Origin of the sequence: Acinetobacter sp. YH12137 (assembly GCF_013418535.1) — a bacterium.
Taxonomy (GTDB): domain Bacteria; phylum Pseudomonadota; class Gammaproteobacteria; order Pseudomonadales; family Moraxellaceae; genus Acinetobacter.
Genome location: NZ_VPBW01000024.1, coordinates 23,706 through 44,654, shown reverse-complemented (window position 1 = coordinate 44,654; position 20,949 = coordinate 23,706). Strand labels below are relative to the sequence as shown.

The window sequence follows — 20,949 nt, the reverse complement described above, 5'->3', positions numbered from 1 at the left end:
ATGAAATACGGTATTCTGATGTGACAAAACCTGAATCCTGGTCGTTAAAGTGTTTGTTTGCACTCATATTTTAACTGTTAGGACTCAGGTTTTTTTATTTAAAGCAAACTATGGGACAGCAGTGAGCTAAGCTCCTCTTTTTAGACTCAGGTTTTAAAAACGCTGACCTTCAGCAACTTTCTGTTTGAGTAACTGTGGCGCTTTGAAACGTTCGCCATATTTACGTTCCAAGATTTCAGCACGATTCAAGGCTTTGGTTAAACCATACTGGTTCAAGAACTGCACAGCACCTCCCGTCCAGGCGGCAAAACCAATTCCAAAGATTGACCCGATATTCGCATCGACCACTGACTCCAGCACACCTTCTTCCAGACAGCGCACAGTATCGAGGGCTTGAACAAACAGGAAGCGGTCTATCATTTCCTGTTCAGAAATATCCACTTCTTTATACCAATGCTCTAGGCCAGACCACAGCTGCTTTTTGCCTCCTTCAGGATAATCATAAAAACCTGCACCAGCAGCTTTGCCTTTACGGTTAAACTCATGAATCATGGTTTGAATCACGGCATCCGCATCGGTGCTTGGACGTTCTTTGCCTTGTGTAGCCAGAGCCTTACGGCTTTCTGCAGCTACATGCTCAGAAAGCGTCAGAGAGACTTCATCCTGAATAGCAAGTGGTCCGACTGGCATACCGGCTTTCAGTGCAGCCATTTCAATACGAGCTGGATGCACACCTTCGGCAAGCAAACGTAATCCTTCCTGTACAAAGGTGCCAAAGACACGGCTAGTAAAGAAGCCACGGCTGTCATTCACTACAATCGGTAGCTTGCCAATTTGCTGCACATAGTCAAATGCCTTGGCCAGTGTTTCTGCTGAAGTATTTTTCCCCTTAATGATCTCGACCAGTTGCATTTTGTCGACTGGGCTAAAGAAATGCAGACCGATAAAATTTGCCTGATTCTGAGAGGCTTGAGCTAGGTCACTGATGGGTAGAGTTGAGGTATTGGATGCCATTACACCGTTGGCTGATAAATATTGCTCTGCTTCCTGAGTAACTTTGGCTTTGAGTTCCTGATTTTCAAATACTGCTTCAATAATCAGGTCACAACCTGCTAAATCTGCCATGTTCGCAGTAGCATGGATCAGAGCTAAAATCTGGTCACGTTTTTCGGCTGTTAAGCGGCCTTGAGCCACTTTTTTATCCAGTAATTTCTGGCTATACGCTTTGCCTTTTTCCGCAGTTTCGACCGAAATATCCTTCAGCACCACCTGAATGCCTTTACTGGCAGTGACATAGGCAATACCAGCACCCATCATGCCTGCACCCAAAATACCTACTTTAGTGGCTTTCCATAGCGTAAAGTCTTTAGGACGGCTGGCACCCGACTTGATGGCATTCATGCCATGCCAGAATGTACCGATCATGTTCTTGGAAATCTGGCCGGTAGCGAGATAGGTGAAATAACGCGACTCAATTCTTAGCGCAGTATCGACATCAACCTGAGCACCTTCAACCGCAGCGGAGAGAATAGATTCTGGTGCTGGATAACAACCCTTGGTTTTATCACGCAACATCGCAGGAGCAATGGCCAGCATCTGTGCAACGGCAGGCGAAGAAGGAGAGCCTCCCGGAATTTTGTAGCCTTTTACATCGAAAGGCTGTTGAGATTGCGGATGTTGTTTAATCCAGGCTATAGATTTATCTAGTAACTCATCCAGTGAGTCGGCTGTGTCATGCACCAGTCCCAAAGACTTGGCTTTCTCTACACCGAACTGTTTGCCTTCCGTCAGCAAAGGTAAGGCATTTTGCAGGCCTAGTAGACGAACCATACGGACAATACCACCACCGCCTGGCAGCAAGCCTAAAGTGACTTCAGGCAAACCAAACTTGGTTTTGGCATCATTCAGCGCAATACGATGATGGGCACATAAAGCAATTTCCCAACCACCGCCTAAGGCTGTACCATTTAAAGCTGCCACTACTGGAATGCCACGCGTTTCGATATAACGCAGTTTGGCTTTCATATCTTCAATCATATTGAAGAATTCGGTGGCATGTTCAGGCGTCGCCTGAATTAACTCATCCAGATCACCGCCAGCAAAAAATGTTTTTTTTGCTGATCGGAAAATAATCCCGGCAATCTGTTCATCAGCCTGTAACTGGGCAACGGCTTCTTCCAGAGCCGTACGAAAGTCGGCATTCATGGTATTGGCGGACTGGTTCGGAGAATCAAAGGTCAGAATGACAATGTGATCTTCAGTTTTTTGATATTGAATTGCGCTCATGCTGATCTCCTTATACCAACTCAATAATGGTTGCGATGCCCATACCACCACCCACACACAGGGTAGCCAGTCCACGTTTCTTACCTTGACATTCCAGTTCATCCAGTAAAGTGCCTAGAATCATGGCGCCGGTCGCACCGAGTGGATGTCCCATGGCAATGGCACCACCATTGACATTGACTTTGGCAGGATCAACTTTCATTTCATTAATAAAGCGCATCACCACAGCAGCGAAAGCTTCATTGACTTCAAACAGATCAATATCATCAATAGTGAGTCCGGCTTTGGCTAAAGCCTTACGTGCAGCCGGGGCAGGGCCGGTCAGCATAATGGTTGGATCGGCACCAACTAGCGCTGTTGCCAGTACTTTGGCGCGTGGCTTGAGATTTTGCTGTTGCACTGCCTGTTCGGAGGCAAGTAATACGACTGCTGCACCATCTACGATGCCTGAAGAATTACCTGCATGGTGGACATGGTTTACAGAGCCTACTTCCGGATATTTCTGTAGGGCGATAGCATCAAAGCCTATCTGGCCCATCGTTGCAAAACTTGGCTTTAATGCACTTAAGCCTTCTGCAGTTGTTGTCGGTTTAATGAATTCATCTTTGTCTAGAATCACGACGCCAGCTTTATCTTTCACTGGAATAATAGATTTATCAAAATAACCATTCGCTTGGGCTGCTGCCGCTTTCTTTTGTGATTGCTCGGCGAATTGATCTACATCTGCACGACTATAACCATCAATGGTCGCGATCAGGTCAGCCCCTATGCCTTGTGGAATAAAATCGCAAGCCATATTGGTTTCAGGATCTAATGCCCACGGGCCGCCATCAGAACCCATCGGAACGCGAGACATGGATTCAACACCACCCGCAACGACCAGATCTTCCCAGCCTGAACGAACTTTTTGTGCTGCCAGATTTACAGCTTCCAGACCCGAAGCACAGAAACGGTTGATCTGAACGCCAGCCACATCATTGTCCCAGCCTGCGGCAATTGCAGCAGTTTTGGCAATGTCTGCACCCTGATCACCGATTGGAGTCACACAGCCCAGCACAATATCATCCACCTGAGATGTATCCAGGTTATGGCGTTCTTTCAGTTCATTTAAGAGCGTAGTCAGTAAACTAATTGGTTTAACTTCATGTAATGATCCGTCTTTTTTTCCCTTTCCGCGTGGCGTGCGAATGGCATCAATAATATAGGCCTCGCTCATACAATATCCTTTTCTTGCTTTACTGAAATTGTTCTAATGCTTCGAGTGTAATGATTAAATCTTGAAGTGCAATGACGAGAACGGACCAGATCATTTGAACAATTTGGTCAGTCTTGATGGATTAAAAAGCGGGCATAAAAAAGCCCAAGTCTGGAGCTTGGGCTAGGGGCTTGTAGCGCTTAATAAACGATACTTTTCAAGTATACAGTTTTATAGCAAGGTTTTTAATGGTAACCGTGTAACTGACGGTATAGACCAGGTGTTACCCCTGTCCATTTTTTGAAAGCACGGTGGAAAGTACTGGTTTCACTAAAGCCCACCTGTTGTGCCACGTCTTCCAGCGTTAAATCCGGATTCAATAACAGGTGAATCGCGGCATCGCGACGTAGCGCATCTTTCACGCCCTGATAGCTCTTGCCTTCAGCAGCCAGACGGCGACGCAAGGTTTGTGGAGAAAGGTAGAGCATTGATGCGACATCATTCAAGGTCGGCATTTCTTCACCGATCTGGCTCTTCAATACATCCCGGATCCGCGAAGTCAGCGAGTTGGTATTTTTAAATTTAACTAGAAGTTGAGCAGGTGCTGCTTTCAGGAATTCTTCCAGAGTTTCTTCATTCTGGCGAATTGGCAAATCCAGATAATCCGCTGCAAAGGTAATTTCAGTACGCGGCATATCGAACTGCATCACAGGTGCAAAGAACAGCGCATCGTATTCATCTGCATGCGCAGGGCGAGGGTAGCTGAAATGTACACGTTCCAGCGGCAGACGACGTTCAATTAACCACGATGCCAGACCATGCCAGATCATCAACATACTTTCAGTAATAAAGTGTTCCGGATCCATCGAATTTGGGATCAGGGGAACCAGGCGCGCTTCATGCTTGTCACGTTCCAGGGTTACAGACCAGTCATCACCAAAGAGTTTGTAGAATTGAGAAGAAAGCTCGAGTGCATCGCCCAGCGTTTTGGCATGGATGATCAACTGGCACATAATCGCGAAAGTGCCCAGACGACGCGGCTGTTTGTCAAAACCGACATGTTCGTCCTGGGTCACCATCCAGAGCATCTTGATAAAACGGGTATATTGTTCAGGCGAAATACGGGCCTTGGGCTGATGCAGAAGCTCGGCTTCAATCCCAACGTGAGACAATAAAGTATCGACATCCATGCCCAGGCGCTTAACGCCGTATAAGGCTGCATTGACGAAATGGATACTGATCGTATCACGACTCATGTTTAATCCTTCAGTCTCTTTAATGTTCACTAATATTTGACCTAAATGACAAAAAATAAAAAATCAATGGCAATTTACAAGAATCCAATTACCATTTTCTTACATGTTAAATTGCCGAAACTATCAAGGTAAATGGCTGAACATGACATTGTTTTTGGGCATTTATGTTCTTATGATGAGACAAAAAGCGATATAAATAGAGTAATAACTCCAATGTCATATGCATTAAAAGGTTTGAAAATATTAGATTTTTCTACACTATTACCCGGTCCATTTGCCACATTATATCTTGCAGACATGGGTGCAGAAGTTGTGCATATTGAATCACCCACACGTCCCGATCTGGTACGTTTAATGCCACCTTTTGCACATGGACAGGCCACAACGCATAATTATCTGAACAGAAACAAACATTCTGTCGCACTGGATTTAAAGAATCCCGAACATATTGAACAAATCAAATCCCGAATTGCAGATTATGACATTGTCGTAGAGCAATTTCGTCCAGGTGTGATGCAACGGCTTGGTCTGGATTATCCAACGCTCAGTGCGCTCAACCCACGCTTAATTTATTGCTCGATTACCGGTTATGGCCAAACGGGTCTATATAAAGATCGGGCAGGGCATGACATTAACTATTTGGCTTTATCTGGGATTGCTGGGCATAGTGGCCGGATCGAAAGCGGACCACCGGCAATGGGGATCCAGATTGCCGATGTCGCGGGTGGCTCCATGCATGCGCTGGTTGCCATTCTGGCAGCGGTGATTGAGCGGCAGAGCAGTGGTCAGGGACAATATATTGATATTTCCATGACCGATTGCGCGGCGACATTAAATAATATGGCAGCTTCTGCTAGTCTGGCGGGTAATCAGCATCAGCAGATAGAATCAGGTTACTTAAATGGCGGTACCTTTTATGACTATTATCAGACTCAGGATGATCGCTATCTATCAATAGGCAGTCTGGAGCCTCAATTCATGCAAGGTCTGGCACAATTGCTGGATTTGCCGATTATTCTGGAAAAAGGTGCTTCTTTCGCGCCTGAAGATCATGCCTTAGTAAAACAGGCAATTCGCGATAAAATCAGATCCCAACCTCTATCTCACTGGCAAGCCTTATTTTCTCAGGCGGATTTCTGTGTCGAGCCTGTATTAAAGCTTGATGAAGCCCTGCATTCTGAGTTGGCACAGCAACGCGAATGGGTGGTGCAGGTACCAGTTAAAGTAGATCAGCGGGAGCAAACCGAAGCTCAACTGGCTTGCCCGATCAAGTTTTCAAGATCAACTATGCGATATCAATTTATTGGTCAGGCTTTAGGCGAAACCAAAGAGTGGTAATTGAGCGACTTTCTCATTTTGGTTTATGAAAAAAACTGCTAAAGATTTAAAAAATAAATCATTCACGTTAAAAATCAGAAGAAGCTGATCTAAAGCTTTATATCATTGAAAGTTTGCTAGGCTTATCAATAAAATCGCTATGAAATATGTATAAAAAGCATTTTATTGATAGATTCAATGTCGTTATCCTTGCCGACGATATAATAGAAACTACTAGCTGTACGCCATGTATTTATATACTGATTTCGATCAGCAACTGATTAATGAACGTGTTGCACAGTTCCGTGACCAGACGGAACGTTATTTAGCGGGCAAATTGACGGAAGATGAATACCGTCCGCTCCGCCTTCAAAATGGTCTTTATGTACAACGTTATGCGCCTATGTTGCGTATTGCGGTACCTTATGGCCTGATGAATTCTAAACAACTTCGTAAAGTGGCTGATCTGGCGAAAGAGTATGATCGTGGCTATGCACACGTTTCAACCCGTCAGAATATCCAGTTTAACTGGCCTGCACTAGAAAACGTGCCTGATATGCTGGCTGAACTGGCAACCGTGCAAATGCATGCGATCCAGACTTCAGGGAACTGTATCCGTAATACTACCACTGACCAGTATGCAGGTGTGGTGGCAGGTGAAATTGCAGATCCACGTCCGACCTGTGAATTGATCCGTCAATGGTCAACTTTCCACCCGGAATTTGCTTTCCTGCCACGTAAGTTCAAGATTGCGGTATCTGCGCTGGAAGAGATTGACCGTGCAGCAACTTCATTCCACGATATCGGTGTCTATATCGTAAAAAATGAAGCTGGAGAAATCGGTTATAAAATTAAAGTCGGTGGTGGCTTGGGCCGTACGCCAGTAATTGGTAGTTTTATTCGTGACTTCCTACCACGTGAAGACCTGATTGCTTATCTTGAAGCAGTACTACGTGTCTATAACCTGCACGGCCGTCGCGACAACAAATATAAGGCGCGTATCAAAATCTTGGTAAAAGCTCTGACGCCTGAAGTCTTTGCTGAGAAAGTTGAAGCCGAATTTGCACATACTGTTAAAACGTTGAAGATTGATGCTGAAACGCTGGCGAGAATGGATGAAAACTTTACTCCATTTGATTACCAAGATTATGCAGATGAAGACTTCACAGAGCTGTTTGCTCAGTATCCGAAGTTTAAGCAATGGTTCAACATCAATACCAATGCACATAAAGTGAAAGGTTATCGTATTGTCACGATTTCACTGAAACGTGCAGGCATTGCACCGGGTGATGTGACCACTGAGGAAATGAACCTGATTGCAGATCTTGCAGACAAGTACACCTTCGGTGAACTGCGTACGACTCATGAGCAAAATATTGCGCTGGTAGATGTACCACAAAAAGACCTGTTCGAATTGTGGCAGACGCTGGATCAGCATAACCTGGCACGTGCGCATATCGGTTTCTTGACTGATATTATTTGCTGTCCAGGCGGTGACTTCTGCTCACTAGCGAATGCGAAATCTATTCCAATTTCTGAAGCAATTTCACGCCGTTTTGATGATTTGGATACCATTTACAACTTGGGTAAACTGGACCTGAATATTTCAGGTTGTATGAATGCCTGTGGCCATCATCACGTAGGTAACATCGGTATCTTGGGTGTAGACAAAAAAGGTGCTGAGTTCTATCAGATCACTTTAGGTGGTAACGCTGACCATGATGCCTCTATTGGCGATATTCTTGGACCATCATTTGCTGCAGAAGTGGTGCCGGATATCGTAGAAGAAATTCTGAATACTTATCTTGACTTGCGTCAGGATGGTGAAGAGTTTATCGATACTTATCGTCGTGTCGGCATTCAACCATTCAAGGAGCGCGCATATGCTTAATACCGCACTACAAGTGCTCTCTAAAGATGGCACAATTGCAGATAACACTTACCAGCTAATTGGTGAAGATGGTATATTGCCACAGGGTGATGTAGTTCTGACTGTAGAGCAGTTAGACCAGATTGCCAATATTTCTGGTAAAAAAGCATTGTACTTAACGGTTGATGCTTCACCTGAAACCAATGAATTTCCGCTTGAGCAACTTGATGCGATTTTTATTGAGTTTGCAGGTTTTAATGATGGCCGTGGTTATTCATTTGCTGCATTGCTTCGCCGTCAAGGTTTCCAAGGTGAGCTGCGTGCGACTGGTGATGTGTTCAAAGATGTCTTGAACTACATGAAGCGTTCTGGTTTCGATACTTTTGTCATTAAAGAAGGTAAAGATATTCAGGAAGCAGCTGCAGGCTTGGGTGATTTCACTAATCCGTACCAAGCTTCAACAGCAGTACCAACACCGAATTATCAAACTGGGGCTTAATTCGCCTTCAACTAAAAAAGCCTCCATCTGGAGGCTTTTTTGTATTTAAACCTTAGGGTGCACGTTCTTCAAGTAGGCAGTTAATCATCCATTGCACTCCGAATTGATCCGTAAAGGCACTATAAAGCGCACCCCAAAAGGTTTTTTCTAAAGGCATTTCGATTTGACCATTCACCGATAAAGCTTCATAGAGTCGTTTGGCTTCATCCTGTTCATTGGCACCTAAAATAATCGCAATATAGTGGTTAGTACCTTTACTAAATGCTGGTGTGTTTTCAGTACAGAGCTTATCATTGATATCAGAGCCCATGAGTTCTGTGTATTCATTGATTGGAAGTGAGATATGCAAAATCAGATTTTTTTCTTCATCTGATAAATCAATTCCTTGCTGCCCAGGCGTATCTCCATAACGGGTTAGACTGGAAAATTCGCCACCAAATACCGAGCGATAAAAGGTAAAGGCAGCTTCGGTCTCACCCTGGAAATTAAGGTAATGATTAAGTCGCATGTAGGATTCCTTTTCTTGTTCTGAATCCCTTTAATTTACGCCTTGAACTGAATTTGATTGATAAAGAAGCTTTATGAAAATGTAATTAAAAGAATTTACTTTATGGACAGATAATAAAAAAATGAAATATTTATAAAATAAAAAGAGGGCTATAAAAGCCCTCTCTACTACTTGATTATAAAAGAATTAGATTAGTTCGATTGCGACCGCAGTTGCTTCACCACCACCAATACATAGCGCAGCGATACCACGTTTACCGCCTGTACGTTTCAATGCATGGATCAAGGTCAGGATAATACGTGAACCTGTAGAGCCAACCGGGTGACCGAGTGCACATGCACCACCATTGATGTTGACTTTCTCAGGATCAAGCTTGAACTCATCCATTGGGCACATGGTGACCATAGCAAACGCTTCATTGATTTCCCAAAGGTCAACTTCCTCAGCTTTCCAGCCAGTTTTATCCAGAACTTTCTGAATCGCACCCACTGGCGCAATCGTGAATTCAGATGGATGCTGGGAGTTTGAAGCATAAGCGATGATTTTAGCCAAAGGCGCTAAACCTTTAGCTGCTGCATTTTCGCTTGAAGTCAGAACAAGGGCAGAGGCACCGTCTGAAATTGAGCTGGCATTTGCTGCCGTAATTGTCCCGTCTTTTGCAAAAGCAGGACGTAAAGTTGGAATCTTATCAATATTGGCATTGAAAGGTTGTTCGTCCTTATCAACGACGACATCACCTTTACGGGTGGAAACAGTGACTGGCACGATTTCATCAGCAAAGTAGCCTTCATTGACTGCAGTTTGAGCACGTTTCAGTGAACGGATTGCAAATTCATCCATCTGTTCACGTGTATAACCTTTGCTATTTGCCATATCTTGAGCAAATGAACCCATCAGGCGACCAGTTTCGGCATCTTCCAGGCCATCGAGGAACATATGATCCTTGATTTCACCATGACCCATACGGAAACCGCCACGCGCTTTTGGTAATACATATGGCGCATTGGTCATGGATTCCATCCCACCTGCAACCACATAAGTTGCAGAACCTGCCTTAATCATATCTGCCGCTTGCATGACTGCTTTCATGCCTGAACCACATAATTTGTTGATGGTAACAGCACCGGTAGAATCAGGCAGACCTGCTTTACGCATCGCTTGACGGGCAGGGCCTTGTTTTAAACCTGCCGGGAGTACACAACCCATAATGACTTCTTCAATATCGGTTGGCTGCAAACCTGAACGCGCAATCGCCTCCTTGATGGTGGCAGCACCTAGTTCAGGTGCAGTAACGCTAGCCAAGCTGCCTTGAAAGCCGCCCATCGCTGTACGTGCACCATTGACAATTACGATGTCAGTCATTGTTATATCTCCCTATAAGTTTTGATCATTTTTTCTCGAACCTAAGCAGTATATTGAAAAAAGTACAGGATTAAAGTCCTAATCTGGATAAATCATAGACTCTAGGGTTTTATTAACAGGAGGCCATATGTTCGATCCGGATATGTCCCATTTTATTCAAGACAATACGTTGCTGAGATGCAAGGTGAGTAGAACAATAATAAAAGCTGCCATTCGATCCAATCGGTAAAGCCGTCTGAGCTTGATAAGTTACGTTCGGCATACTTAAAGCGCCTCGCCAACTTAAGTTACCGTATTTAAGATTAAGTTGTTCAATGTGTAAAATTTGTTCGTCATTGTCGACTTGACGATTACGGTTTTTATCAATAAATACCAGCAAATTTTTATTCCATTGGTTTGCTTGGCAAGTTAATGAATCTTGACTGGGACAAATCACAATATTCTGGTGAAACACAGCTGCCTGGCTGCGTGCATAACGATTGGTTGCTGTAAGTTTCATTGGAATATTTTTGGCTTCCTGCTTGGATAGGTAATCATGAAAGTAAGGCAAGGCAATTGTGACCACAATTCCAATAAGGGCAATACAGATAATTAACTCAACAATAGTGAACGCTCTTGTTATCTTTTTATACATAGAGTTACCTGATTTATATATTATTTTTATTTGAAACATGCTATTAATTGTGCGTTTTTTATGCTTAATTGAGCGAGTAAGAAATGTCTTACTCAAAATTCAAAAAGGCGCTTAAAAATAAATTGGCAATGACAATAGGCGATTCACAACAAAAAATTGAGTAAAAAATTACTGAATTACAACGGAAATTGTAAGTAATTTTGTCAATAATTTACTTGATTAGATTAATCAAGCACTTGGAAAAATAATAAAGTGTTTGTATGATGCGCAGTGAATAGCTTAAAAATAACACTGGGGTAAAAAAAGCCTATCTCAGAATGGCCTATTAGAAGGCTTGAGCTTGAACAACAATTGTTATCTCTGGAGGATAAATCCATGAAAATGAGTCGTATTGCTTTAGCAATGCTTGTAGCTGCTCCTTTTGCTGCTGCAAATGCAGGCGTAACTGTTACTCCATTAATGTTAGGTTATACTTGGCAAGACACCCAACACAACAATGACGGTAATGATGGTGAACTAACAAGTGGTCCTGAATTACAGGATGATTTGTTTGTAGGTGCTGCGATTGGTGTTGAACTAACTCCATGGTTAGGTTTTGAAGCTGAATATAGCCAGGTTAAAGGTGATGTAGATGGCGCTGCTCCTGGTGCAGAATACAAAGGTCAGAACATCGCAGGTAACTTCTATGCAACTTCTGATGTGTTCACTGGCAACTATGACAGCAAAATCAAACCATATGCATTGTTAGGTGCTGGTCACTACAAATATGAATTTGATGGTGTAGAACGCGGTACTCGTGGTGATGAAGAAGAAGGTACACTGGGTAATGCTGGTATCGGTGCATTCTGGCACATCAACGATGCCTTAGCTCTACGTACTGAAGCTCGTGGTACTTACCACTTCGACGAAAAATTCTGGAACTATACAGCACTTGCTGGTCTTAACGTAGTTCTAGGTGGTCGTTTGAAACCAGCTGCTGACGTTGTAGAAGTTGCTCCAGTTGAGCCAGTTGCTCCAGTTGCTCCAGCTCCACAAGAGTTGACTGAAGACCTGAACATGGAACTTCGCGTGTTCTTTGATACGAATAAATCAAACATCAAAGACCAATACAAACCAGAAATCGCGAAAGTTGCTGAGAAGCTAGTTGAATATCCAAACGCAACTGCTCGTATCGAAGGTCACACAGACAGCACTGGTCCACGTGCATTGAACGAACGTTTATCTCTAGCTCGTGCTAACTCTGTTAAATCTGCACTTGTTAACGAATACAACGTAGATGCATCTCGTTTGTCTACTCAAGGTTTCGCTTGGGATCAACCGATTGCTGACAACAACACTAAAGAAGGTCGTGCTATGAACCGTCGTGTATTCGCGACAATCACTGGTAGCCGTACTGTTCTAGCTGAACAACCAGCTGCTCAATAATTCGTTATTGAACAGTGATTAAAAAAAGCGACTCTTTGAGTCGCTTTTTTTATGGCTGTTTTTTGCATACACTTGCTGCTCGAAACTGATTTGGAGTTAAAGCATGAGTATAGAACTCCCTCAAGACTTACAAAGTCTGGAAGCTAATAGTGGTATATATGCAATCTGGATGATCTTTCATCATTATGGAATGGATCTGCATATTCCTGATCTGGTGCAATTGACACAGTATAATGATGAGATGGGAGCTTCAAGTATTGCACTCGCTGTTGCACTTAAAACACTAGGGCTTGATGTTGAATTTTTTACAGAAACTGATCCCGATAAACAGCCGCTTGAAATCCAGTTTTATCAAAAAGCACAAGAACTCAAAGTGTCTGTTCATGAATATCCACTTTCTTATACAGATATTCAAAAATCAGTAGATAAAGGCCGTTTTGTAATCGTGTTCTACGATACGCTGGAAGGGGTAGGGAACCATTCATTAATTTATGAAATCAATGAAAAAGAAATCAGTTTCTTTGATAGTTTTAATGCTATGTCTAAAGAAGTTTTCGAACAGCAGCGTCGAGTAAAAGGTATTTGTCAGCAAGTCATCGTGATTGATGACCGTAATTTTGTCATGCGTCATAGCTGATTTCAGAATATAAAAAAGCAGCTACTTGAGCTGCTTTTTTAATAAAGGTGAGAACTTAGTGTTTTTCAATATTTATCGGTCGAACATCCATCTCCTGATAGGAAACCAGTTTGGTTTTATATTTCCACTTATAACCTAGCCAGATCACCAGGAATAATAAAATACCGATATAAGTAGAAAGGACAGCCAACCACTCACCATCTAGGACAGCTTGATAATTTTGACCTAGAACAACAATTGAACAAAGGACGAAGGCAAACCAAGGCGCGAACGGGAAGAATTTAGCTCTATAGGCTAGACCTTCAAGTTGATAGCCTTGAGCCAGATAAGCTTTACGGAAGCGGTAATGTGAGATCGCAATTCCGAGCCAGACAATGAAGCCACACATACCTGACATATTCAGCAACCAGTTAAAGACTTCCTGCTCGCCAAAGAATGTGGTCAAGAAGCATAGTGCCGCAATCGCCGTGGTCGCATACAGGGCATTCATCGGTACACCGCGTGAATCCAGATGGGCAAACAGCTTAGGCGCACTGCCTTTACGTGCCATATCGAACAGCATACGGGTCGAAGAATACATGCCTGAGTTACCTGCAGACAGAATCGCAGTCAGAATTACCGCATTCATCATACTGGCTGCAAAAGCAAAACCTGCTTTCTCATACAATAAAGTGAATGGAGAAAGGGCAATATCTTCAGTTGCAGCTGCCTGTAAGAGACGCGGATCATTATAAGCAACCAATGTACCGATAATGAAAATACATACGATATAGAACAGCAGGATTCGCCAGAAGATTTGCTTGATCGCGACTGGAATGGTTTTTTGCGGATCTTTAGATTCACCAGCCGCTACACCAACCATCTCGGTACCCTGGAACGAGAATCCGGCAATCATGGCAACACCAATCAAGGCCTGGAAACCGCCTACAAAAGGCGCTTCACCTACGCTCCAGTTTGCAAATGCCGAAACACCCGGTGTGAGCATGATCTTGGCAATCATCCAGATCCCGATGATGATAAAGGCAATAATTGCCAGAACTTTCACTAATGAGAAGAAGAATTCTGATTCACCAAAACCTTTTACTGTGAGAGCGTTAATCCCAAAGATCACAGCGAGGAAGATCGCACTCCAGTAAAAGCCCGGAATATCAGGGAACCAGAATTTCATAATGAACTGTACGGCAACCAGTTCAAAGGCAACGGTAATCGCCCAGTTGTACCAGTAGTTCCAGCCTAAAGCGAAACCGAAACCACCTTCGACATATTTGGTACCGTAGGTAAAGAATGCGCCCGAGGTCGGATTATGAGTCGCAAGTTCTCCAAGGCTGGTCATCAAGAAATAAATCATTACGCCAATCAGGGCATAGGCGAGAAGTGCGCCACCCGGGCCTGCGCTGGCAATAGTCGCACCTGAGGCCAGGAATAAACCTGTACCGATAGACCCGCCAATCGCGATCATATTGAGATGACGAGCACCAAGCTTACGCTGCAGCTGCACGCTGTTCTGAGTTTCGCTCATCATGATTCCTTAGCATTTTTTTGAGTGCTGGCGAAGAGCACTTTAAAACCTTGTTGATCAGTTTTGACTGTACATTGGCCAAAACTTTGTTCAATTAAAATTGGATAATTTAAGAAGCGGTTTGCCACAATCCATAATTCACCGCCAGACTTGAGATGACGACGCGAAGTCTTGCATAAAGTTTCGCTGGCCGCATAATTGGTCTGGATTCCCTGATGGAAAGGAGGATTGCTGACAATGGCATGTAAAAAGAGCGGTGCATCTTCAATACCTGACACAGCTTTAATTTCCAGCTGCTGAGGACTGAGCTGATTTTTCTCAAATGTCATTTGAGTAGAAGCCAAGGCAAAGGCATCCACGTCCAGAGCAAAAATACGGTTCTCAGGATTCAGTTTGGCTAAATAAGCACTGATCACGCCTGCACCACAGCCAAAGTCGGCAATCTTGCCTGAGGTCACCTGAGATAAATAGGGTAAGAACACCGCTGTTCCTACATCCAGATGATCCTGACTGAATACACCTGGAAGTGCACAAATCTGCAAATCACCTTTTGGTGTGGCCACTGTATAGGTCTGTGCCCAATCTGCCAACGCTTTTGCTTCGACCGTGCAGTCTAGAGTCAATTGCCACAATTGGCAATGTCGTGCGCTGTCGAGCTTGATGAGTTTACCATAAGCCTGTAGCTGCTTTGCCGCACGCTCTACGCCACCTTTCTTTTCACCGACCAGAAAGACACTGCTGCCTTGTTTTAATCGGGCTGCAATATTGTGAATCAGATAATTCAATAATTCTTTTGATTTAGGTACGAAAATAACTGCCTGATCAAATTCCTGATCAGGAAATTCTGCGCCGAAATGAATCTGGGCCTGCTGTGACTGGAAATATTGAAAATCATTATAATTCCATGTCCAAACAAAGGGCTGGATAGATTCACCACATTCAGCAAGAAGCTCATCGGTCGGGGCATTTACCAGCAATACGCGACCAGACAAATAATCATATTGTCTTAATAAAACTTCGCTTTTAGGATCCATAGATCTTTCTCCAATAGAAAAAACACTGTCCGAGTCCAACTCAGACAGTGTTCTTTGGACATGAAATTACTTCTTTACTTCAGGAAGTACAATATTCAATATGAGGGCTGCAATACCGCCTGTCGCAACACCGGAACTAAAGATGTTACGGAATAATTCAGGAAGATGTTCCAGAATCTGAGGTACCTGTGCAACGCCTAAGCCAAGTGCAAGCGAGATTGCAATGATCAGCAGGGCACGACGGTCTAAGTGAATACCAGACAGGATATTAATCCCAGATGCAGCGACTGCACCAAACATCACCATCACTGCGCCACCAAGCACAGCTTGAGGAACGGCTTGGATCACACCTGCAACAGCAGGCAGTAGACCTAGAATCACAAGGAGTGCTGCGATCCATATCCCAACATAACGGCTAGCTACACCAGTCAATTGAATCACACCATTATTTTGTGCGAAAACTGAACTTGGGAAGGTATTAAATAAGCCTGCAAGCAGAGAGTTAGCACCATTCACTAACACACCACCTTTAATGCGATTCATCCAGGTTTGACCATCCACTGGCTGATTCGATAATTTTGATGTTGCGGTAATATCACCAATGGCTTCTAGTGAAGTCACCAGGTAAATGAATGCCATTGGAATGAATAAGCTCCATGAGAAGCTTAAACCAAAATGCATTGGGGTAGGAATCTGAACCAGAGGTGCATCTTTTAAACCATCAAAGTTGAGATGACCCATAAAGCCGGCAAGGATATAACCCACAACCAGTGCAATCAGAATTGCTGAGCTTTTTACCCAGGTAATACGCACACGGTTCAGTAAAATAATTAATGCCAGAACGGTACATGACATGATCAGGTTATCTGCATTGGCGAAAGTTTTGTCACCCATGGCTTGATAACCACCACCCATGCTGATCAGACCTTCTTTAATCAAGGTTAAACCAATCAATAGAACTACAATACCCGTTACTAGTGGAGTAATGAGTTTCTTCACCCATGGCAAAATGCGTGACACGCCCATTTCAATAAATGAACCTGCAATCACTACACCAAAGATCGAAGCCATCACCGCTTCTACCGGTGTGCCTGCAGCGACCATCGCTGAACCGATCCCGATGATTGGGCCAATAAAGTTAAAACTTGTACCCTGAACAATCAGCAAGCCTGCGCCAAAGGGACCCACTTTCTTGGATTGTAAGAAAGTTGCGATACCAGAGATCACCAAAGACATGGACAAGATCATGTTGGTGTCTTCTTTAGACACACCCAATGCCAGACAGATCAGTAAACCTGGCGTTACAATTGGGACAATAATGGCCAATAAATGCTGGAATGCGGCTAAAAATGCGATAAACGGTTTAGGACGATCTTCAAGGCCGTAGACAAGGTCAAGTTGATCTTTAGAAAGAGGAGATTGATTAAAATCAGACATGTGTCAATGCAAATTAAGGCTGGGTGGCGCTATTCTAATCGAGTTACACGTCATTACAAAAGTAATTGGAAAAAAAATTGACGCTCTCTACAAACAGTCACTGTCAAAAGTTTGTATTTTTCTGTATAATTTGCCCTCAAATTTAAAACGTATCGAATTTACATGTCAGATATTAAAACTCTCCGTAACATTGCCATTATCGCGCACGTCGACCATGGTAAAACCACTCTTGTAGACAAACTTTTGCAACAATCAGGTGCTCTCGGTGATCGCGCGGGTGAGATCGAGCGTGTCATGGATTCGAACGCGTTAGAATCTGAACGTGGTATTACCATTCTTGCAAAAAACACTGCAATCAAGTGGTTAGATAAACGTACAGATACAGAATACCGTATTAACATCGTGGACACCCCGGGACACGCCGACTTTGGTGGTGAAGTTGAACGTGTAATGTCGATGGTTGACTGCGTACTGCTTCTTGTAGATTCACAAGAAGGTCCTATGCCACAAACCCGTTTCGTAACGCAAAAAGCGTTCGCGCGTGGTTTGAAACCAATCGTAATTATCAATAAAGTTGATAAACCAAGTGCGCGTCCAGACTGGGTAATCGACCAAGTATTCGACCTGTTCGACAACCTTGGCGGTACTGACGAACAGTTAGACTTCCCAGTAGTTTATGCTTCTGGTCTTCGTGGTGTTGCTGGTCCTTCTCCAGAAGAACTTGCTGACGACATGACTCCATTGTTCCAAACAATCGTAGACATCGTTGAGCCACCAGCAGTTGACGTTGACGGTCCATTCCAGATGCAAATTTCATCTTTGGACTATAACAGCTTCGTAGGTGTAATCGGTGTTGGTCGTATCCAGCGCGGTTCAGTGAAATTAAACACTCCTGTGACTGTGATCGACAAAGAAGGCAAAACCCGTAACGGCCGTATCTTGAAAATCATGGGTTACCATGGTCTAGAACGTGTTGATATTGAAGAAGCTTCTGCAGGTGATATCGTTTGTGTAACTGGTATCGATGCACTGAACATTTCAGATACAATTTGTGATCCTAAAAATGTTGAAGCGCTTCCAGCACTTTCTGTAGATGAACCGACTGTGTCTATGACTTTCCAGGTGAACAACTCTCCGTTCGCTGGTAAAGAAGGTAAATTCGTAACTTCACGTAATATCCGTGAGCGTCTTGACCGCGAATTGATCCACAACGTAGCACTTCGTGTTGAAGATACTGACAGTCCTGACCGTTTCAAAGTATCTGGTCGTGGTGAGCTTCACCTTTCTGTACTGATCGAAAACATGCGTCGTGAAGGCTTCGAGCTTGGTGTATCACGTCCACAAGTGATCATGAAAGAAATCGACGGTCAAATGCAAGAACCGTACGAAAACGTAACGTTTGACGTTGAAGAACAGCACCAAGGTTCTGTAATGGAACAAATGGGTCACCGTAAAGGCGAAATGACCAATATGGAAGTTGACGGTAAAGGCCGTATCCGTATTGAAGCAACTGTTCCTTCACGTGGCTTGATCGGTTTCCGTTCTGAATTCATGACCATGACTTCTGGTACTGGTATCATGACTTCAAGCTTCTCGCACTACGGTCCTGCTAAACAAGGTACTGTTGCGAAACGTCAAAACGGTGTACTGATTTCTATGGTTCAAGGTACTTGCCTGGGCTATGCACTGTTCACACTTCAAGACCGTGGTCGTCTGTTTGCTAAACCACAGTTAGAAGTTTATGAAGGTATGATCGTAGGTATCAACTCACGTTCTGACGACATGGTGGTTAACCCAACTAAAGCGAAACAGTTAACTAACGTACGTGCGTCTGGTACTGATGAAGCATTGACTCTTGTTCCAAACCTTGAATACACGCTAGAACAAGCGCTTGAATTCATTGAAGATGACGAGCTAGTTGAAGTAACACCTAAGTCAATCCGTATCCGTAAACGTTACCTGACTGAAAACGAACGTAAACGTAACCGTTCTAAATAAGACCGGTCACTGATACGAAAAAAGCCGCTGAATCAGTTCAGCGGCTTTTTTATTGGGTAGAAATTACATACACTTAATAAATTAGTTTTAAATAGAAATCCCTAACTAATGTATAATCCATCACAAAATTGTATAAAAATACTGGTGACTTTATGAGCATTATTCAAGAATTTAAAGAATTTGCGGTAAAAGGCAATGTCATGGATCTCGCAGTGGGTGTGATCATTGGCGGTGCTTTCGGTAAAATTATCGATTCTATGGTGAAAGACATCATCATGCCTGTCGTGAGCTGGATCTTGGGTGGTGATGTTGATTACTCTAACTGGTTTGTCGTGTTAGGCGATAATCCAAATAATGTGACCAATCTGGCTGAAGCACAGGCAGCCGGTCTGAATGTCTTTGCTTATGGTAATTTCTTGACCATTCTCATTAACTTCCTGTTATTGGCATGGGTTGTATTCTGGTTGGTGAAACTGATGAACAAACTGCGCCGTGATAAAGCAGAAGAAGCAGCGCCTGAACCTGAAGCGACTCCGGAAGATATTGCATTGTTACGTGAAATTCGTGATGAGCTAAAAAAACGTCCGGAAGCTTAAGCTTTAGGGATAAATAAAAAACGGCGCTGAGTGTGCCGTTTTTTTAATCCCCCTAAATCCCCCTTTTTCAAAGGGGGACTCCTCCCTTTCTTAAAGGGAGGTTGGGATGGATTTATAAAATTAAAAATCCATCCGAAACTTAATTTCGACCAAATGAAAACCGAACTGACTTTTGATTGGGCCATGTAGAACATGTTCTGCAGCAGTAAAGACCAGTTTATCAATCACTGGAACAAGTTGGCCTTTTTTCACTTCACCGAGTTCACCACCACGTTTGGCAGAGTTACAGGTCGAATATTGTTTGGCAATCTTAGAAAAATCTGCACCTGCTAGAATTTTCTTTTTGAGTTGTTCGGCAGTATCTTTATCCTTAACCAGAATATGACGGACAATTGCAGTCTTCATGATTTCTTACCTCGTACGGCAGCCATACGCTTAGGTGAAAGTTTTACCTTTTTCAGCGGCTGGCATTCAGGACAATAGACGGATGCGCGCTGGCCGAGTTTGATATTTTCCAGTGTGGTTTCGCAGTTCACGCACATTTCTCCTGCACGGCCATAAGCCAGCAGCGTCTGTTGGAAATAACCATTTTCTCCCATGGCATTGGTATAGTCGCGTAAAGTAGAACCCCCTAGGTCAATTGCCTGTTTTAAAATGCGCTTGATCTCAACCACCAGTTTTTCAACCTGTTCGAAACTCAAACTTGAGGCTGGCTGGGCTGGATGAATACCCATATTGAACAGGCTTTCAGTTGCATAGATATTGCCTACGCCGACCACGACATGGTTATCCATAATTGCAACTTTGGTGCCAACATTTTTATTTTTTAGTTTTTCAAATAGATATTCGGCATTAAAAGCATCGTTTAATGGCTCCGGCCCAAGCGTATCAATCAGTTTGCTTTGTGATTGAGCGTCTAACCAGAGAATACAGCCGAAACGGCGCGGATCATGGTAACGCAGCTGAATCTCTTCAAACTGAATAATCAGATGATCATGCTTGCGTAATTCTTCATTGGCTTCACACAAGCGAAAGCTGCCTGACATACCCAGATGCCAGAGCATTGTATCCTGTTCAAATTGCGCCAGAATATATTTAGAGCGACGCGTAAGCTGAATCAGGCGTTGTCCTTGCAGGCGCGCGAGGTCATCAGGAATTGGCCAACGTAAACTAGGCTGACGCACTTCAACTTTTAGCACTTGCTGATTAAGAAGGGGAAGGAGGCTGGTTTTGGTGGTTTCAACTTCAGGTAATTCGGGCATAATACTTAGCAGCTAATATCATGAGGCTAATATTGGGCGTTTTAAGTCTGAATGCAAGTCCTGTTTGACTAGAAGTTATAGGCAGGACATTCAAAAATATTTTAACATTTGGTT

The 20,949-nt window shown here is 43.5% G+C and carries 18 protein-coding genes; 7 read left to right on the top strand and 11 right to left on the bottom strand.

Annotated elements, in window-relative coordinates:
- Nucleotides 1-153 precede the first annotated feature (153 nt).
- The 3 genes from FTU72_RS11650 to FTU72_RS11640 form a co-directional block, all read right to left on the bottom strand.
- Nucleotides 154-2,286 (bottom strand): 3-hydroxyacyl-CoA dehydrogenase NAD-binding domain-containing protein, encoded by a 2,133-nt coding sequence (locus FTU72_RS11650; RefSeq protein WP_180052854.1) that lies wholly within the window; start codon nucleotides 2,284-2,286, stop codon nucleotides 154-156.
- 10 nt (nucleotides 2,287-2,296) lie between these two features.
- The gene (locus FTU72_RS11645) at nucleotides 2,297-3,502 is read right to left on the bottom strand and encodes an acetyl-CoA C-acetyltransferase (protein ID WP_180052855.1); all 1,206 of its coding nucleotides are present in this window, start codon (nucleotides 3,500-3,502) and stop codon (nucleotides 2,297-2,299) included.
- Nucleotides 3,503-3,726: 224 nt separating this feature from the next.
- Nucleotides 3,727-4,737, bottom strand: coding sequence for an AraC family transcriptional regulator (locus FTU72_RS11640; RefSeq protein WP_004785199.1), 1,011 nt, complete (start codon nucleotides 4,735-4,737; stop codon nucleotides 3,727-3,729).
- Between the two features lie 213 nt (nucleotides 4,738-4,950).
- Here FTU72_RS11640 and FTU72_RS11635 point away from each other — a divergent pair, with 213 nt between their 5' ends.
- The 3 genes from FTU72_RS11635 (at nucleotide 4,951) to FTU72_RS11625 (ending at nucleotide 8,423) form a co-directional block, all read left to right on the top strand.
- Nucleotides 4,951-6,075, top strand: a complete 1,125-nt coding sequence (locus FTU72_RS11635; protein WP_180052856.1) for a CaiB/BaiF CoA-transferase family protein — start codon at nucleotides 4,951-4,953, stop codon at nucleotides 6,073-6,075.
- Nucleotides 6,076-6,301: 226 nt separating this feature from the next.
- Entirely contained in the window at nucleotides 6,302-7,945 is a 1,644-nt protein-coding gene (locus tag FTU72_RS11630) for a nitrite/sulfite reductase (protein ID WP_159123674.1), read from the top strand.
- A complete protein-coding gene (locus tag FTU72_RS11625) occupies nucleotides 7,938-8,423 on the top strand; it encodes a DUF934 domain-containing protein (protein ID WP_179993198.1) in 486 nt (161 codons plus the stop codon). Before FTU72_RS11630 ends, FTU72_RS11625 begins: the two co-directional genes overlap by 8 nt.
- A 52-nt stretch (nucleotides 8,424-8,475) precedes the next feature.
- Here the strand turns inward: FTU72_RS11625 and FTU72_RS11620 are convergent, their stop codons facing one another.
- The 3 genes from FTU72_RS11620 to FTU72_RS11610 form a co-directional block, all read right to left on the bottom strand.
- Entirely contained in the window at nucleotides 8,476-8,931 is a 456-nt protein-coding gene (locus FTU72_RS11620; protein ID WP_180048165.1) for a VOC family protein, read from the bottom strand.
- A gap of 186 nt (nucleotides 8,932-9,117) precedes the next feature.
- Entirely contained in the window at nucleotides 9,118-10,293 is a 1,176-nt protein-coding gene (locus FTU72_RS11615) for an acetyl-CoA C-acyltransferase (RefSeq protein ID WP_180052857.1), read from the bottom strand.
- A gap of 112 nt (nucleotides 10,294-10,405) precedes the next feature.
- Nucleotides 10,406-10,927, bottom strand: a complete 522-nt coding sequence (locus FTU72_RS11610; protein WP_180052858.1) for a GspH/FimT family pseudopilin — start codon at nucleotides 10,925-10,927, stop codon at nucleotides 10,406-10,408.
- A gap of 375 nt (nucleotides 10,928-11,302) precedes the next feature.
- Between FTU72_RS11610 and omp38 the strand changes: the two genes are divergently transcribed.
- Both omp38 and FTU72_RS11600 read left to right on the top strand, forming a co-directional pair.
- Nucleotides 11,303-12,352, top strand: a complete 1,050-nt coding sequence (omp38, locus tag FTU72_RS11605) for an outer membrane protein Omp38 (RefSeq protein WP_159123679.1) — start codon at nucleotides 11,303-11,305, stop codon at nucleotides 12,350-12,352.
- A gap of 103 nt (nucleotides 12,353-12,455) precedes the next feature.
- Complete coding sequence (locus tag FTU72_RS11600; RefSeq protein WP_180052859.1) at nucleotides 12,456-12,989, top strand: peptidase C39; 534 nt, start codon at nucleotides 12,456-12,458, stop codon at nucleotides 12,987-12,989.
- Between the two features lie 55 nt (nucleotides 12,990-13,044).
- On the opposite strand, the gene FTU72_RS11595 is transcribed toward FTU72_RS11600, so the two are convergent.
- The 3 genes from FTU72_RS11595 to FTU72_RS11585 all read right to left on the bottom strand — a co-directional run bounded on the left by FTU72_RS11595 (nucleotide 13,045) and on the right by FTU72_RS11585 (nucleotide 16,979).
- A complete protein-coding gene (locus FTU72_RS11595) occupies nucleotides 13,045-14,508 on the bottom strand; it encodes an amino acid permease (protein ID WP_180052860.1) in 1,464 nt (487 codons plus the stop codon).
- A complete protein-coding gene (locus FTU72_RS11590; protein WP_159123682.1) occupies nucleotides 14,508-15,542 on the bottom strand; it encodes a methyltransferase in 1,035 nt (344 codons plus the stop codon). The genes FTU72_RS11595 and FTU72_RS11590 overlap by 1 nt, the downstream gene beginning before the upstream one ends.
- Before the next feature lie 66 nt (nucleotides 15,543-15,608).
- Nucleotides 15,609-16,979: a uracil-xanthine permease family protein gene (locus FTU72_RS11585; RefSeq protein WP_166139125.1), complete on the bottom strand. Its 1,371-nt coding sequence runs from the start codon at nucleotides 16,977-16,979 to the stop codon at nucleotides 15,609-15,611.
- A gap of 162 nt (nucleotides 16,980-17,141) precedes the next feature.
- Between FTU72_RS11585 and typA the strand changes: the two genes are divergently transcribed.
- On the top strand, nucleotides 17,142-18,977 hold the full coding sequence (gene typA, locus FTU72_RS11580) for a translational GTPase TypA (protein ID WP_004785176.1): 1,836 nt from the start codon (nucleotides 17,142-17,144) through the stop codon (nucleotides 18,975-18,977).
- A 152-nt stretch (nucleotides 18,978-19,129) separates the two neighbouring features.
- Nucleotides 19,130-19,573 (top strand): large conductance mechanosensitive channel protein MscL, encoded by a 444-nt coding sequence (mscL, locus tag FTU72_RS11575; protein ID WP_159123684.1) that lies wholly within the window; start codon nucleotides 19,130-19,132, stop codon nucleotides 19,571-19,573.
- Nucleotides 19,574-19,693: 120 nt separating this feature from the next.
- Here the strand turns inward: mscL and FTU72_RS11570 are convergent, their stop codons facing one another.
- Together FTU72_RS11570 and mutM are read right to left on the bottom strand one after the other, a co-directional pair.
- Nucleotides 19,694-19,978, bottom strand: coding sequence for a peptidylprolyl isomerase (locus tag FTU72_RS11570; protein ID WP_004785172.1), 285 nt, complete (start codon nucleotides 19,976-19,978; stop codon nucleotides 19,694-19,696).
- The gene (mutM, locus tag FTU72_RS11565; protein ID WP_180052861.1) at nucleotides 19,975-20,835 is read right to left on the bottom strand and encodes a bifunctional DNA-formamidopyrimidine glycosylase/DNA-(apurinic or apyrimidinic site) lyase; all 861 of its coding nucleotides are present in this window, start codon (nucleotides 20,833-20,835) and stop codon (nucleotides 19,975-19,977) included. The genes FTU72_RS11570 and mutM overlap by 4 nt, the downstream gene beginning before the upstream one ends.
- Nucleotides 20,836-20,949: the final 114 nt, after the last annotated feature.

Excerpts from the sequence above, each read along its gene's own strand:
- mutM (WP_180052861.1), bottom strand. The coding sequence starts at position 20,835 with ATGCCCGAATTACCTGAAGTTGAAACCACCAAAACCAGCCTCCTTCCC.
- typA (WP_004785176.1), top strand. The coding sequence starts at position 17,142 with ATGTCAGATATTAAAACTCTCCGTAACATTGCCATTATCGCGCACGTC.
- mscL (WP_159123684.1), top strand. The coding sequence starts at position 19,130 with ATGAGCATTATTCAAGAATTTAAAGAATTTGCGGTAAAAGGCAATGTC.
- omp38 (WP_159123679.1), top strand. The coding sequence starts at position 11,303 with ATGAAAATGAGTCGTATTGCTTTAGCAATGCTTGTAGCTGCTCCTTTT.
- FTU72_RS11650 (WP_180052854.1), bottom strand. The coding sequence starts at position 2,286 with ATGAGCGCAATTCAATATCAAAAAACTGAAGATCACATTGTCATTCTG.
- FTU72_RS11635 (WP_180052856.1), top strand. The coding sequence starts at position 4,951 with ATGTCATATGCATTAAAAGGTTTGAAAATATTAGATTTTTCTACACTA.
- FTU72_RS11630 (WP_159123674.1), top strand. The coding sequence starts at position 6,302 with ATGTATTTATATACTGATTTCGATCAGCAACTGATTAATGAACGTGTT.
- FTU72_RS11570 (WP_004785172.1), bottom strand. The coding sequence starts at position 19,978 with ATGAAGACTGCAATTGTCCGTCATATTCTGGTTAAGGATAAAGATACT.
- FTU72_RS11645 (WP_180052855.1), bottom strand. The coding sequence starts at position 3,502 with ATGAGCGAGGCCTATATTATTGATGCCATTCGCACGCCACGCGGAAAG.
- FTU72_RS11590 (WP_159123682.1), bottom strand. The coding sequence starts at position 15,542 with ATGGATCCTAAAAGCGAAGTTTTATTAAGACAATATGATTATTTGTCT.
- FTU72_RS11600 (WP_180052859.1), top strand. The coding sequence starts at position 12,456 with ATGAGTATAGAACTCCCTCAAGACTTACAAAGTCTGGAAGCTAATAGT.
- FTU72_RS11625 (WP_179993198.1), top strand. The coding sequence starts at position 7,938 with ATGCTTAATACCGCACTACAAGTGCTCTCTAAAGATGGCACAATTGCA.
- FTU72_RS11595 (WP_180052860.1), bottom strand. The coding sequence starts at position 14,508 with ATGAGCGAAACTCAGAACAGCGTGCAGCTGCAGCGTAAGCTTGGTGCT.
- FTU72_RS11585 (WP_166139125.1), bottom strand. The coding sequence starts at position 16,979 with ATGTCTGATTTTAATCAATCTCCTCTTTCTAAAGATCAACTTGACCTT.
- FTU72_RS11620 (WP_180048165.1), bottom strand. The coding sequence starts at position 8,931 with ATGCGACTTAATCATTACCTTAATTTCCAGGGTGAGACCGAAGCTGCC.
- FTU72_RS11610 (WP_180052858.1), bottom strand. The coding sequence starts at position 10,927 with ATGTATAAAAAGATAACAAGAGCGTTCACTATTGTTGAGTTAATTATC.
- FTU72_RS11615 (WP_180052857.1), bottom strand. The coding sequence starts at position 10,293 with ATGACTGACATCGTAATTGTCAATGGTGCACGTACAGCGATGGGCGGC.
- FTU72_RS11640 (WP_004785199.1), bottom strand. The coding sequence starts at position 4,737 with ATGAGTCGTGATACGATCAGTATCCATTTCGTCAATGCAGCCTTATAC.